General features: G+C 72.2%; 14 protein-coding genes. 10 read left to right on the top strand and 4 right to left on the bottom strand.

Going from position 1 to position 12,841, the window contains the following annotated elements:
• Positions 1-47: 47 nt before the first annotated feature.
• The 4 genes from G3I41_RS24710 (at position 48) to fabF (ending at position 3,658) form a co-directional block, all read left to right on the top strand.
• On the top strand, positions 48-962 hold the full coding sequence (locus G3I41_RS24710; protein WP_164402608.1) for an ACP S-malonyltransferase: 915 nt from the start codon (positions 48-50) through the stop codon (positions 960-962).
• 13 nt (positions 963-975) lie between these two features.
• Positions 976-2,007 (top strand): ketoacyl-ACP synthase III, encoded by a 1,032-nt coding sequence (locus G3I41_RS24705; RefSeq protein ID WP_164402573.1) that lies wholly within the window; start codon positions 976-978, stop codon positions 2,005-2,007.
• A gap of 62 nt (positions 2,008-2,069) precedes the next feature.
• A complete protein-coding gene (locus G3I41_RS24700; RefSeq protein ID WP_164402572.1) occupies positions 2,070-2,318 on the top strand; it encodes an acyl carrier protein in 249 nt (82 codons plus the stop codon).
• Positions 2,319-2,395: 77 nt separating this feature from the next.
• On the top strand, positions 2,396-3,658 hold the full coding sequence (gene fabF, locus G3I41_RS24695; protein WP_164402571.1) for a beta-ketoacyl-ACP synthase II: 1,263 nt from the start codon (positions 2,396-2,398) through the stop codon (positions 3,656-3,658).
• Positions 3,659-3,753: 95 nt separating this feature from the next.
• Here fabF and G3I41_RS24690 read toward each other — a convergent pair whose 3' ends face one another.
• Positions 3,754-4,248, bottom strand: a complete 495-nt coding sequence (locus tag G3I41_RS24690; protein ID WP_164402570.1) for a DUF3145 domain-containing protein — start codon at positions 4,246-4,248, stop codon at positions 3,754-3,756.
• A gap of 278 nt (positions 4,249-4,526) precedes the next feature.
• Between G3I41_RS24690 and G3I41_RS24685 the strand changes: the two genes are divergently transcribed.
• Positions 4,527-5,441 carry an SGNH/GDSL hydrolase family protein gene (locus G3I41_RS24685; protein ID WP_164402569.1) on the top strand — a complete coding sequence of 305 codons (915 nt, stop codon included), beginning with the start codon at positions 4,527-4,529 and terminating at the stop codon, positions 5,439-5,441.
• An 11-nt stretch (positions 5,442-5,452) separates the two neighbouring features.
• Positions 5,453-6,445: an aldose epimerase family protein gene (locus G3I41_RS24680; RefSeq protein ID WP_164402568.1), complete on the top strand. Its 993-nt coding sequence runs from the start codon at positions 5,453-5,455 to the stop codon at positions 6,443-6,445.
• Positions 6,446-6,495: 50 nt separating this feature from the next.
• Here the strand turns inward: G3I41_RS24680 and G3I41_RS24675 are convergent, their stop codons facing one another.
• The 3 genes from G3I41_RS24675 to G3I41_RS24665 form a co-directional block, all read right to left on the bottom strand.
• Positions 6,496-7,281, bottom strand: a complete 786-nt coding sequence (locus G3I41_RS24675; RefSeq protein WP_164402567.1) for an EI24 domain-containing protein — start codon at positions 7,279-7,281, stop codon at positions 6,496-6,498.
• A gap of 55 nt (positions 7,282-7,336) precedes the next feature.
• Positions 7,337-7,765 (bottom strand): organic hydroperoxide resistance protein, encoded by a 429-nt coding sequence (locus G3I41_RS24670; RefSeq protein ID WP_164402566.1) that lies wholly within the window; start codon positions 7,763-7,765, stop codon positions 7,337-7,339.
• A gap of 89 nt (positions 7,766-7,854) precedes the next feature.
• On the bottom strand, positions 7,855-8,874 hold the full coding sequence (locus G3I41_RS24665; RefSeq protein WP_164402565.1) for an NADP-dependent oxidoreductase: 1,020 nt from the start codon (positions 8,872-8,874) through the stop codon (positions 7,855-7,857).
• Between the two features lie 121 nt (positions 8,875-8,995).
• Here G3I41_RS24665 and G3I41_RS24660 point away from each other — a divergent pair, with 121 nt between their 5' ends.
• The 4 genes from G3I41_RS24660 to G3I41_RS24645 all read left to right on the top strand — a co-directional run.
• Entirely contained in the window at positions 8,996-9,421 is a 426-nt protein-coding gene (locus G3I41_RS24660; protein WP_164402564.1) for a MarR family transcriptional regulator, read from the top strand.
• A 25-nt stretch (positions 9,422-9,446) separates the two neighbouring features.
• Positions 9,447-10,022 carry a hypothetical protein gene (locus G3I41_RS24655; protein ID WP_164402563.1) on the top strand — a complete coding sequence of 192 codons (576 nt, stop codon included), beginning with the start codon at positions 9,447-9,449 and terminating at the stop codon, positions 10,020-10,022.
• 332 nt (positions 10,023-10,354) lie between these two features.
• Complete coding sequence (locus G3I41_RS24650; RefSeq protein ID WP_164402562.1) at positions 10,355-11,392, top strand: rod shape-determining protein; 1,038 nt, start codon at positions 10,355-10,357, stop codon at positions 11,390-11,392.
• A 21-nt stretch (positions 11,393-11,413) separates the two neighbouring features.
• A partial coding sequence (locus tag G3I41_RS24645; RefSeq protein ID WP_164402561.1) for a GAF domain-containing protein occupies positions 11,414-12,841 on the top strand: 1,428 nt, incomplete at its 3' end.

The raw sequence follows: 12,841 nt of genomic DNA, 5'->3' as shown, positions 1-12,841 counted from the left end.
CCTGTCCCCACGGGTGTTCCGGACCGTTCACAAGAGAGAGTGTGAGGGTGCTCGTACTCGTCGCTCCCGGCCAAGGCGCTCAGACGCCCGGCTTCCTGACTCCCTGGCTCGACCTCCCCGGTGCCACCGACCGCATCGCGGCCTGGTCCGACGCCATCGGGCTCGACCTCGTCCGCTACGGCACCGAGGCCGACGCGGAGGAGATCCGCGACACGGCGGTGGCCCAGCCGCTGCTGGTCGCCGCCGGCCTGCTCTCGGCCGCCGCGCTCGACGCGACGCCGGACGTCGTCGCCGGCCACAGCGTCGGTGAGATCACCGCCGCCTCGTTCGCCCGCGTCATCGGCGAGGAGGCCGCGCTCCGCTTCGTCCGCACGCGTGGGCTCGCCATGGCCGAGGCCGCCGCGGTCACCGAGACCGGGATGGCGGCGCTGCTCGGCGGCGACCCCGAGGTCACGGTGGAGCACCTGGAGAAGCTCGGGCTGACCCCGGCGAACGTCAACGGGGCCGGCCAGATCGTCGCCGCGGGCACCGCCGCGCAGATCGCCGCGCTGACCGAGGACAAGCCGGAGGGTGTGCGCCGCGTGGTGCCCCTGAAGGTGGCCGGCGCCTTCCACACGCACCACATGGCGCCCGCCGTCGAGCGGCTGCGCGCGGCGGCCGGGGACCTGGACGTCTCCGACCCCTCGGTCACGTACGTCTCGAACGCCGACGGCAAGACCGTCGCCACCGGCCACGAGGTCGTCACCCGGATCGTCGGCCAGGTCGCCAACCCGGTCCGCTGGGACCTGTGCATGGAGACCTTCAAGGAGATGGGCGTCACCGCGCTCATCGAGGTCTGCCCCGGCGGCACGCTCACCGGCCTGGCCAAGCGGGCGCTGCCCGGCGTCCCGACCCTCGCGCTCAAGACCCCTGACGACCTCGACGCGGCCCGCGCGCTCATCGCTGAGCACGCGGGCGCCTAAGGAGCCCGAGAGCATGTCGAAGATCAAGCCGAGCCAGGGCGCTCCGTACGCGCGGATCATGGGAGTCGGCGGCTACCGCCCGACCCGGGTGGTGCCCAACGAGGTCATCCTGGAGACGATCGACTCGTCCGACGAGTGGATCCGTTCCCGCTCCGGCATCGCGACCCGCCACTGGGCCTCCGAGGAGGAGACCGTGGCCGCGATGTCCGTCGAGGCGTCCGGCAAGGCCATCGCGGATGCCGGGATCGCCCCGGAGCAGATCGGCGCGGTCATCGTCTCCACCGTCTCGCACTTCAAGCAGACCCCGGCCATCGCGACCGAGATCGCCCACAAGGTCGGCGCCGGCAAGCCCGCCGCCTTCGACATCTCGGCCGGCTGCGCGGGCTTCGGCTACGGGTTGACCCTGGCCAAGGGCATGATCGTCGAGGGCTCGGCGGAGTACGTGCTCGTCATCGGCGTCGAGCGGCTGAGCGACCTCACCGACCTGACGGACCGGGCCACGGCCTTCCTGTTCGGCGACGGCGCCGGGGCGGTCATCGTCGGCCCCTCCAAGGTGCCCGCCATAGGCCCGACGGTCTGGGGCTCCGAGGGCGACAAGTCCGAGACGATCAAGCAGACCGTGGCGTGGAACGACTTCCAGCTCGGCGATGTCACGAAGCTGCCCCTCAACGACCGCGGCGAGGTCAAGTTCCCCGCCATCACGCAGGAGGGCCAGGCGGTGTTCCGCTGGGCCGTCTTCGAGATGGCGAAGGTCGCCCAGCAGGCGCTGGACGCGGCCGGGATCTCCCCGGAAGACCTGGACGTCTTCATCCCGCACCAGGCCAACATGCGGATCATCGACTCGATGGTGAAGACGCTGAAGCTGCCGGAGAGCGTCACGGTCGCCCGTGACGTGGAGACCACCGGCAACACCTCCGCCGCCTCGATCCCGCTCGCCATGGAGCGGCTCCTGGCGACCGGCCAGGCCAAGAGCGGGGACACCGCGCTCGTCATCGGCTTCGGGGCGGGTCTCGTCTACGCCGCGACGGTCGTTACTCTCCCCTAGGCACACCGGGCTTTTCGCCCGGACGCCCGAACCCAGCAGAAACACATCGAAGGAGCGCCGAAATGGCCGCCACGCAGGAAGAGATCGTCGAGGGTCTCGCCGAGATCGTCAACGAGATCGCCGGTATCCCGACCGAGGACGTCAAGCTCGACAAGTCCTTCACGGACGACCTGGACGTCGACTCGCTGTCCATGGTCGAGGTCGTCGTCGCCGCCGAGGAGCGCTTCGACGTGAAGATCCCGGACGAGGACGTCAAGAACCTCAAGACCGTCGGCGACGCCGCGGACTACATCCTCAAGCACCAGGACTGATCCAGCCGGTTCGTGTGTCGCCACCCGGCGGTGGCGCCGCTGATTCACGACCCCCTACACGTGGAGAAGATTTTCCAGTGAACTCGACCAATCGCACCGTGGTCGTCACCGGTATCGGCGCAACCACTCCGCTGGGTGGCGATTCCGCATCGACCTGGGAAGGTCTGATGGCCGGGCGTTCCGGCGTCAAGCCTCTCGAGGGCGAACGTTTCGCCGAACTGCCTGTCCGGATCGCGGCCCTGGCGGCCGTCGATCCCGCTGACGTCCTGCCCCGTCCGCTCGCCCGCCGCCTGGACCGCTCGGCGCAGTTCGCGCTGATCGCGGCCCGTGAGGCGTGGGCGGACGCGGGTTTCACCGGCAAGGCCGGTGAGGACGAAACGATCCAGCCCGAGCGGCTGGGTTCGGTGATCGCCTCCGGTATCGGCGGCGTGATCACCCTGCTCGACCAGTACGACGTGCTGAAGGAGAAGGGCGTACGCCGCGTCTCCCCGCACACCGTGCCCATGCTCATGCCCAACGGCCCGGCCGCGAATGTGGGCATCGAGGTGAACGCCCAGGCGGGCGTCCACACCCCGGTCTCCGCCTGCGCCTCGGGTGCCGAGGCGATCGGGTACGCCGTCGAGATGATCCGCACCGGCCGCGCCGACGTGGTCCTCGCCGGCGGCACCGAGGCGGCGATCCACCCGCTGCCGATCGCCGCCTTCGCCAACATGATGGCGATGTCCAAGAGCAACGACGAGCCGGAGAAGGCTTCCCGCCCGTACGACGTGGGCCGCGACGGCTTCGTCCTCGGCGAGGGCGCCGGTGTCGTCGTCCTGGAGTCCGCGGAGCACGCGGCGAAGCGGGGCGCCCGGGTCTACTGCGAGGTGCTGGGCCAGGGCCTCTCGGCCGACGCCCACCACATCGCGCAGCCGGAGCCGACGGGTCGCGGTATCGCCGCGGCGATGCGGAACCTGCTGGACCAGACGGACCTCAAGCCGTCGGAGATCGCCCACCTGAACGCCCACGCGACGTCCACCCCGCAGGGTGACCTCGCGGAGGTCAAGGCGCTGCGCGCGGTGCTGGGCGAGGACCTGGACCACGTCGCGATCTCCGCGACGAAGTCGATGACGGGCCACCTGCTCGGCGGTGCGGGCGGCATCGAGACCGTGGCGACGGTCCTGGCGCTGCACCACCGGATGGCTCCGCCGACGATCAACGTGGACCACCTGGACGAGGAGATCGACGCGGACATCGTCCGGGAGGCGCCCCGGGCGCTGCCGGAGGGGCCGATCGCGGCGATCAACAACTCGTTCGGCTTCGGCGGCCACAACGTGGTGCTGGCGTTCCGCAGCGTCTGACGCGCTTGCGCGTCCGCGCGGCTTCGAAGCCCGTGCCATCCGTGTGAGGGTGCGGGCTTCGTCGTGCTGTTCGGAGGGGTTGGATCGGCCCCGGGTTACACGACCTGGTGCAGCCAGCGGACGGGCGCGCCCTCGCCCGCATGGCGGAACGACTCCAGTTCGTCGTCCCAGGGCTTGCCGAGGAGCTTGGCGATCTCCGCCGCCAGGTCCGTCTCGCCGCCCGCGGAGCGGGCCAGCGCGGCGCGGAGGCGGTCCTCGGGGACCAGGATGTCGCCGTGCATGCCGGTGACGGCGTGGAAGATGCCCAGCGTGGGCGTCGAGCTGTAGCGCTCGCCCTCCGCCGTGGGCGACGGCTCCGCCGTCACCTCGAAACGCAGCAGGTCCCAGCCGCGCAGCGCGGACGCCAGTTTGGACGCCGTGCCGGGCCGTGCCTGCCAGGAGAATTCGGAGCGCCAGGTGCCCGGCGCCGCCGGCTGTCTGATCCAGTCGAGCTGCACCCGCCCGCCGAGGACTCCCGCCACCGCCCATTCGACGTGTGGGCAGAGCGCGCGCGGTGCGGAGTGAACGTACAGGACTCCACGTGTCGTCACCGGGACCTCCAGTGTGGGACGAGGTTCGCCTTCCCCAGCGGCCTGTCATCAGTAAACATCATCGGGAGATATTCTCCGGAAAAGCGACAGTATGTGACGCGGTGTGATGTTCGGATGCCACCCGAGTGGAGCCGGGCGCCGCGAAAGCCACTGGTTCGACGGGGAAAAGCTATCGCGCCCCGGTGTCGGAGGTGTGACGTACCGTCGGTCCCGGGGCCCTTCTTCGCTCAGTCTTCACCCGGCGGAGCGGCGGGGCACGAACAGGAGGAGACCAGGCAATGCCGGATCGGTCCGTACGGCACCGCTCACGCACCGCACTGGCGGGGCTGGCCGCTCTGGCCTGCCTGGGCCCGGCGGCGCTGGCCGGCTGCGGCTCGGGGTCCGACGGGACGACGAAGGGCTCGGCGGCCGAGCACCGTCCGTCCCCGGCGGCGGGCCCGGTCTGGGACCCGCGACCGAAGTCGATCGCTGCGGTCGGGGACTCCATCACGCGCGGCTTCGACGCGTGTTCGGTGCTGGCCGACTGCCCGGAGGCCTCCTGGTCGACCGGCACGGACAGCTCGGTGCGCAGCCTGGCGGTACGGCTCCTGGGCGCGTCCGGCGCGGCGGACCACAGCTGGAACCACGCGGTGACGGGCGCCCGGATGGCGCAGCTGCCGGAGCAGATGGCGCTGGCGGCGGACGAGGACCCCGACCTGGTGACGGTGATGATCGGCGCCAACGACGCCTGCCGGGACTCGGTGCGGTCGATGACTCCGGTGGCGGACTTCCGGAGGTCGTTCGAGACGTCGTTGCGCGAGCTGCGCGCCGGGGCGCCGAAGGCGCAGGTGTACGTGTCGAGCGTGCCGGACCTGAAGCGGCTGTGGTCGCAGGGGCGCGCCAACCCGCTGGGCAAGCAGATCTGGAAGCTGGGCATCTGCAAGTCGATGCTGTCCGACGCGGACGACATGGGCGCGGCGGCGGTGGCCCGGCGCACCGCGGTGCAGGAGCGGGTCGTGGCGTACAACGAGGTGCTGCGCGAGGTGTGCGCGAAGGACCGCCGCTGCCGTTACGACGGCGGGGCGGTGTTCGACTACCGGTTCACCGGCAAGCAGCTCAGCCAGTGGGACTGGTTCCACCCCGGCCGCAACGGACAGGCGCGGCTCGCCGAGATCGCCTACCGGAACGTCACGGCGGTGCGGCCGCCCGCGTAGAGTCGCTGATCATGGAAACGGGTTCGGGCACGGTGATCGGTACGGAGCACTTCGGCACCCTCGCGGACGGCACCGCGGTGCACCGCTGGACGCTGGAGCGGGACGGCACGCGGGTGCGTGTCCTGACGTACGGCGGCATCGTGCAGTCGGCCGAGGCGCCGGACCGGGACGGCGTACGGGCCGGGATCGCCCTCGGGCTGCCCGACCTGGCCTCGTACCAGGAGTACACGGCGCCGTACTTCGGCGCGCTCGTCGGCCGGTACGCGAACCGGATCGGCGGGGCGTCCTTCGAGCTGGACGGCCGTACGCACCACCTGACGCGCAACGAGGGCCGCAACCAGCTGCACGGCGGGGTGCGTGGCTTCGACAAGCGGGTGTGGGACGCGCGGGCGATCCCGGACGGGGTGGAGCTGTCCTTCGTCTCGGCGGACGGCGAGGAGGGCTTCCCCGGGCGCGTCGAGCTGACGGCGGCGTACACGCTGGACGCGGGCGGGGCGCTGCGCATCGCGTACCGGGCGGTGACGGACGCGCCGACCGTGCTGAACCTGACGAACCACACCTACTGGAACCTGGCGGGCGCCGACAGCGGCAGCGCGCTCGGTCAGCGGCTGCGGATCGCCGCCGGGGCGGTCACTCCGGTGGACGAGGAGTCGCTGCCGACCGGCGAGTTCCTGCCGGTGGAGGGCACGCGCTTCGACTTCCGCGAGCCCCTGCCGGTGGGCAAGGGGTACGACCACAACTTCGTGCTCGACGGCACGGCCCCTGCGGCGGAGCTGTACGACGAGGGGTCCGGGCGCGTGCTGACGGTGACGACGACGGAGCCCGGGCTCCAGCTGTACACGGCGGACCACATGGACGGGCGGCCATTCGGCCCGTGCGCGGGGATCGCCCTGGAGACCCAGCACTTCCCGGACTCGCCGAACCGGCCGGAGTTCCCGAGCACGGTACTGCGGCCGGGCGAGGAGTTCGCGTCCACGACGGTGTACGCGTTCTCGGTGCGCTGAGCGGTTCGCGGTGCGCTGAGCGGTTCGCCGTGCGGGAGCGCGGCGGCCGTTCAGTCCTCGGCGGTGGCCGTCTCGCCCTTGCCCCCGTCGTCCGCCCCGTCGTCGCCGACCAGGCCCCGCGCCAGCAGGGTCGCCCCCGCGACGGCCCCGGGCATCAGGACCACCGCGACGAACGGCAGCATGAACGCCAGCCCCAGCGGTACGCCGAAACCGAGGGTGCGCACGCGGTTGCCGCGCAGCAGGGCGAGGCGGTCCTTCAGCACCATGCCCCGGCGCTGGAGCGCGACGGCGGTCAGCTCCTCGGCCAGGAAGTACCCGGTGACGCAGAAGCCGAGGACGGGGACGACGGTCTGCCCGGCGACGGGCACGAATCCGAGGGCGAAGAGCAGGATCGCGTACAGCCCGACCCGCACCAGGATGCGCACGCTGTCGCGGGCGGAGATCCACAGCTCCCGCCAGAGCGGCAGTCCGGATTCGGGGACCGTGCCGCCCTCGGTGCGCTCGACCTCCTCGGACAGCGACTCGTAGAAGGGCTGCCCGACCAGCAGGGTCACGGCGGTGAAGGTGACCACGGCCAGGAACAGGCCGAGGACGAAGACCAGCACGGTCAGGGTGTTGCGCAGCAGGCCCAGCCAGGGCGACGACCAGTCGTCGGCGAACGGCGTCGCCCACGCCACCAGGTCGTCGGCGCCGTAACCGAGGCCGACGAGGGCGCCGGCGTACAGCACGAGGGTGATCAGACCGGGCAGCAGCCCTATGCCGAACCATCTGCCGTGGCCGAACACCCAGCGCTGGCCCTTGATCAGAAAACCGAGCCCCGCCCCGAGATCACGCATGGCGTCAGCCTAGCGGGACCCGGGACGGGGCTCGGTCCAGTGGGGCGGGGAGCGGTCAGGCGACCGCGAGCTCCACCTTGATGTTGCCGCGCGTGGCGTTCGAGTACGGGCAGACCTGGTGGGCCTTCTCGATGAGCGCCTGCGCGGTCGCCCTGTCGACGTTCGGGATGGTCGCGGTGATGGCGACCTCCAGACCGAAGCCGCCGGCCTCGGTCTTGCCGATGGAGACCGCCGCGGTCACCGTGGACCCGGAGATGTCGGCCTTCTCCTGGCGGGCGACGACGCCCAGCGCACCCTGGAAGCAGGCGCTGTAACCAGCGGCGAAGAGCTGCTCCGGGTTGGTGCCGGCGCCGCTGCCGCCCATCTCCTTCGGCGGGTTGACGACGACGTCGAGCTTGCCGTCGTCCGAGGCGACGCGGCCGTCACGGCCGTTCTCGGCGGTGGCGACGGCGGTGTACGCGACGGTTATGTCCTGAATGGTCATGCTGAGGATTCCTCCTGCGGATGCGCCGCGACTCGCGCCCACGATCGCGACGGTGTGAGTTGAGCCTAACGGGTGCGGGGAAGGGCGGTTCAGCCGAGGGAGACGATCATCTTCCCGGTGTTCTCACCGCGCAGCAGGCCGAGGAAGGCGTCCACGCCGTTCTCGATGCCCTCGACGACCGTCTCGCGGTACTTCAGCTCGCCGGAGTTCAGCCAGCCGGCCACCTCCTGGACGAACTGCTGCTGGAGGTCCTGGTGGTCGGCGACGAGCATGCCCTGGAGGCGCAGCCGCTTGCCGATGACCAGCGCGAGGTTGCGCGGGGCGGGGGTGGGCTCGGTGGCGTTGTACTGGGCGATCATGCCGCAGATGGTGGCGCGGCCGTGCACGTTGAACGAGGAGATCGCGGCCTCCAGGTGCTCGCCGCCGACGTTGTCGAAGTAGACGTCGATGCCGTCGGGGGCGGCCTCGCGCAGCTGCTCGGCGACGGGGCCGTTCTTGTAGTTGAACGCGGCGTCGAAGCCGTACTCCTCGGTGAGGAGCTTGACCTTCTCGTCGGAGCCCGCGGAGCCGATGACCCGGGAGGCGCCCCTGATCTTCGCCATCTGGCCGACCTGGCTGCCGACCGCGCCGGCGGCGCCGGAGACGAAGACCGCGTCGCCCTCCTTGAAGGACGCCACGTCGAACAGGCCGGCGTAGGCGGTGAGCCCGGTCATGCCGAGGACGCCGAGGTAGGCGGAGAGGGGGGCGATCGAGCCGTCGACCTTCACCGCGTGCTGGGCGGGGACGCTCGCGTACTCGCGCCAGCCGAGGCCGTGCAGGACGTGGTCGCCCACCTCGAAGCCCTCGGCGTTCGACGCGACGACCTCGCCGACGGCGCCGCCGTCCATGGGGTGGTCGAGCTTGAACGGCGGGGTGTACGACTTCACGTCGTTCATTCGACCGCGCATGTAGGGGTCCACGGAGAAGTGCAGGTTGCGGACGAGGACCCGGCCCTCGGCGGGGGCGGCGACCTCGGCCTCACGCAGCGCGAAGTCCTCGGCCTTCGGCCAGCCGTGCGGGCGGGCGGTGAGGTGCCATTCGCGGCCGGACGCGGGAAGAGCTGCAGACATGGGCTCGGGGTCTCCTCGGTGTGGGGTGTCGGTTCGACGGAAGCCCGGAAAGCTTCACCATCTGAAACAACCATGCTCCTGGATATTTCATGTTGTCAAGCAACTGGTTATCCTGTGTGTCATGGCCACCCCGCGCACAGACCCCCTGACCCTCGAAGTCATCGAGCTCATCGGCAGCGTCGTCGCGCGTTACTACGAGGAGTACGACCGGGCCGCCGCCGAGCACAGCCTCACGGGCGCGCAGGCCCGGGTGCTGGGGCTGCTGTCCGTCGAGCCGCTTCCCATGCGCAGGATCGCCCAGAAGCTGAAGTGCGAGCCGTCCAACGTGACCGGGATCGTGGACCGGCTGGAGGCGCGCGGCCTGGTGGAGCGGCGTCCGGATCCGGGCGACCGGCGGGTGAAGCTGGCCGCGCCGACCGAGCGGGGCGCGGCGACGGCCGTGCAGCTTCGGGACGCACTGGACTTCGCGCGGGAGCCGCTGGCGGGCCTTTCCGCGGCGGACCGGACGGTGCTTCGGGACCTGCTGCGGCGGATGCTGGGCGTCTGAGCGGCGGGCGGGCACGATGGGGTCCATGAGCGCCGCCGCCCCTTCCGGGCCCCGCTTCGGGCCCCGTGAGTTCCAGCTCGTCCTGTTGCGCCGGATGGCGGACCACCAGCCGGGTCTGGTGGAGGACGCCCGGCACGAGTTGGGCGCGTCGCTCGCGGAGATGCGGGAGGCGAACCGGCGGTGGCAGGCGATGGTCCGGGCACCGCGCGGGCGGGGCACGCTGCGGCGTTACCGGTCGGTGCTCGGCGAGCCGGAGTCGACGGGCCGCCGGGTCCTGGGTGACCTGAAGTTCGACGTGCTGCTGTGGCCGGTTCCGCTCTGGCCGGAGCTGCGGTTCGAGGTGATGGTGGCGCCGGGCGGCGCGGTGTGGAACGAGTGGCTGGTACGGGCGCGGGGCGCGGCGGTGCCGGCGCTCCGGACGGTGGACGACCTCGTGCCCTGGTCGTGCACGGTGGACGAGGTCGCCCGGGCCTTCGCCCCGGCGCGGCCGATGGAGGGGAGCGCGCCGACGCGGTGGGCGCTGGGGATCGGGACCGGGGCCCGTACGTGTGTCGCGGAGTTCACGTGGGGGTTGCTGCAGCGGGTGGTGCCGGGGGGTTGAGGGGGCCTCGAGCGCCGGACGGGCCGGGTTTCGCCGGGCGCCGTCGGACCCGCGGGTCCGGGCGTCCTCGAACGCCGGACGGGCCGGACGTCGCCGGGTGGTCGTCGGGCCTGCGTAGCCGGGGGCCCTCAAACGCCGGAGCGGCTGGAGGCGGGTGCCGGCGCGGCGTTCGTACGTGCGGACGCTCCGCAGGCGCGCAACGCGCTCGACACGCCGTCAGAGTGTCCCCCCTCCGGCTCAGTCCAGCGGGCGTGGGAGCCCCGAACGGCGCAGGCTTTCAGGAGAGCCGGCTGTCCGTCGGTCGCCCTCAACGCTCTCGGGAGGAACCCGCCGTGACCGTCAGCCTTGAGCAGTTGCGCCGTTGCCATGTCGCCGTCGACCTGGGGGCCTCCCGCACCCGGGTGTACGTCAAGGGGCCCGGGCTCGTCGTGGACGAGCCGAGTGTCGCCGCCGTCAACACCCGTACCGGCTCACTCATCGCCGTGGGCGCGCTCGCCGAGCAGATGACGGGCCGCACCCCGGACTACATCCGGGTGGCCCGGCCCGTGTCCGGCGGGACCGTCGTGGACATCGAGATGGCCCAGCGCATGCTGCGCCACCTCCTCGGCGAGAAGCTCCGGCGCCAGCTGCGCCGCAAGCCCTGGCTGCGCGCCGCCGCCTGCACCCCGCACGACAGCGACCCGCTCGCGCGGCGGGCCTCCGTGGAGACCCTGGTCGGCCTCGGCGCCCGGCGGGTGGAGCTGGTCGACACCCTGATCGCGGCGGCCGTCGGCTGCGGGCTTCCGGTCGAGCAGCCGACCGCGACCATGATCATGGTGTGCGGGGCCGCGACGACGCAGATCGCGGTGCTCTCGCTCGGCTCGATCGTGACGGCGGTACGCCTCCCGGTCGGCGGCGACGCGATCGACCACGCGGTGATCCAGCACCTGCGCCAGCACCACGAACTGATGCTGCCCAGCCAGTCCGTGCGCCCCCTCCAGCTCGCCCTGCACGGCAACGGGCTGACCGCGCAGGGCCCCTCGGTCACCGAGATCCACGGCCGGGACGTCGCCACCGGCCTGGCCCGGTCCGTCCAGGTCGACACCGCCGCGATCCGGCAGGCGATCCACCGCCCGCTCACCGCCGTCCTGGACGGTGTGGGCAAGGTGCTGCGGGACTGCCCGCCCGACCTCGTCGCCGACCTCGCGGACTGCGGGATCACGATGGTCGGCGGGAGCGCCCTGCTGCCCGGCCTCGACCGGATGCTGCGCGACGCGACCGGCGTGCCGGTGCACATCGCGGAGCGGCCCGACACCTGCTCGATCCTCGGTCTCGGCGCCATGATGGAGGGCGAGATCAGTTCCCTGGTCCTCGACCCACTGGCGAGCTGACCCGGGCGGCGGGAGCGGCGGATGACGGACCGACCGTCCGGGGCGCTGCCGGACCCGGGCCTGCCCAGGTCGCCGCTGCTGCCCCGGCTGCTCGAAGCCGTGCTGAGTGTCGGCTCGGACCTCGAACTCCGGGCCACGCTCCAGCAGATCATCGACACCGCCACCGCCCTGACCGACGCCCGGTACGGGGCGCTGGGCGTACTGGACCCCGTACGCGGCACGATCCGCGAGCTGTACGTGTGCGGGATGAGCGAGGACGAGCAGGCGGCGATCGGTGACTTCCCGGACGGGCACACCGGCATGCTCGGCGCGCTCGTGGACGCGCCGGGTCCGCTGCGCTCCGACGATCTGACGGCCGATCCGCGTGCCACCGGCGTTCCGCCCGGGCATCCCCCGATGCGCTCGTTCCTCGGCGCCCCGATCCGGGTGCACCACGAGGTCTTCGGCAACATCTACCTCTCGGAGAAGCACACCGGGCGCTTCACCGAGACGGACGCCGGGCTGCTGAAGGTCCTCTCCGCGCAGGCGGGCATCGCGATCGGCAACGCCCGGCTGTACGAGAGCGCCCGCCAGCGGGCCCGCTGGATCGAGGGCGCGGCGGCCGTCACCAACACCCTGCTCACCGGCGCCATCCCGTCCGACGCGCTGACGACGGTGGCGGAGCGGGCGCGGCTGCTGAGTGACGCCTCGGCCGGGGTGATCCTCCAGCCCACCGACGCGGGCGGGATGGAGATCGTGGCCGCCTCGACGCACGAGGATCCGGCCGGTCTGGTGGGCACGGCGATCGCCCCCGGCTCCCCCGTCCTGGAACAGCTGCTCGGCGGCGAGCCCGTGTTCATCGAGGACTCGGCGACCGATCCCCGGATGACGACGCCGGTACGGTCGCGGTTCGGCCCGAGCATGATGCTGCCGTTGCAGAGCGGGGGCCGGCTCATCGGGACGCTCGCCCTGCCCCGGCGGCGCGGAGCCCGTCCGTACACCGCCCTGGACCGGCTGCTGGCCGCCCAGTTCGCCTCACAGGCCGCGCTGGCCCTGGTGCTGGCGGACTCGCGGCAGGACCGGGAACGGCTGGCGGTGTACGAGGACCGCGACCGGATCGCGCGGGACCTGCACGATCTGGTCGTCCAGCGGCTGTTCGCCACCGAGATGATGCTGGAGTCGACGCGCCGGAGGGCCGGTACCGGGGAGACGGGCGAGCTGCTCGGGACGGCCGTGGACGAGCTGGACTCCACGATCCAGGAGGTGCGGACGGCCATCTTCGCGCTCCAGCAGCCGCCCGCCGAGGCCCCCGCCACCTTCCGGGGGCAGGTGCTCCGGGAGACCGGGGGCGCGGCGGCGGTGCTGGGCTTCCAGCCGTCGGTGCGGTTCGCCGGGGCGGTGGACGCGCTGGTGGCGGAGCCGGTCGGCAAGCGGCTGCTCGCGGCGCTGCGGGGCGCGCTGGCGGCGGCG

The sequence above is a fragment of the Streptomyces sp. SID9727 genome (genome assembly GCF_010550605.1).
In the GTDB taxonomy this organism is placed as follows: Bacteria; Actinomycetota; Actinomycetes; order Streptomycetales; family Streptomycetaceae; genus Streptomyces.
The sequence above is the reverse complement of the archived record's forward strand: the minus strand, read 5'-3'. Positions and strand labels throughout refer to the sequence as shown.

What these genes read in the sequence shown, in the direction of transcription:
- G3I41_RS24685 (WP_164402569.1), top strand. Translation starts at nt 4,527, where the DNA reads ATGCCGGATCGGTCCGTACGGCACCGCTCACGCACCGCACTGGCGGGG.
- G3I41_RS24700 (WP_164402572.1), top strand. Translation starts at nt 2,070, where the DNA reads ATGGCCGCCACGCAGGAAGAGATCGTCGAGGGTCTCGCCGAGATCGTC.
- G3I41_RS24680 (WP_164402568.1), top strand. Translation starts at nt 5,453, where the DNA reads ATGGAAACGGGTTCGGGCACGGTGATCGGTACGGAGCACTTCGGCACC.
- G3I41_RS24655 (WP_164402563.1), top strand. Translation starts at nt 9,447, where the DNA reads ATGAGCGCCGCCGCCCCTTCCGGGCCCCGCTTCGGGCCCCGTGAGTTC.
- G3I41_RS24675 (WP_164402567.1), bottom strand. Translation starts at nt 7,281, where the DNA reads ATGCGTGATCTCGGGGCGGGGCTCGGTTTTCTGATCAAGGGCCAGCGC.
- G3I41_RS24660 (WP_164402564.1), top strand. Translation starts at nt 8,996, where the DNA reads ATGGCCACCCCGCGCACAGACCCCCTGACCCTCGAAGTCATCGAGCTC.
- G3I41_RS24705 (WP_164402573.1), top strand. Translation starts at nt 976, where the DNA reads ATGTCGAAGATCAAGCCGAGCCAGGGCGCTCCGTACGCGCGGATCATG.
- G3I41_RS24670 (WP_164402566.1), bottom strand. Translation starts at nt 7,765, where the DNA reads ATGACCATTCAGGACATAACCGTCGCGTACACCGCCGTCGCCACCGCC.
- G3I41_RS24665 (WP_164402565.1), bottom strand. Translation starts at nt 8,874, where the DNA reads ATGTCTGCAGCTCTTCCCGCGTCCGGCCGCGAATGGCACCTCACCGCC.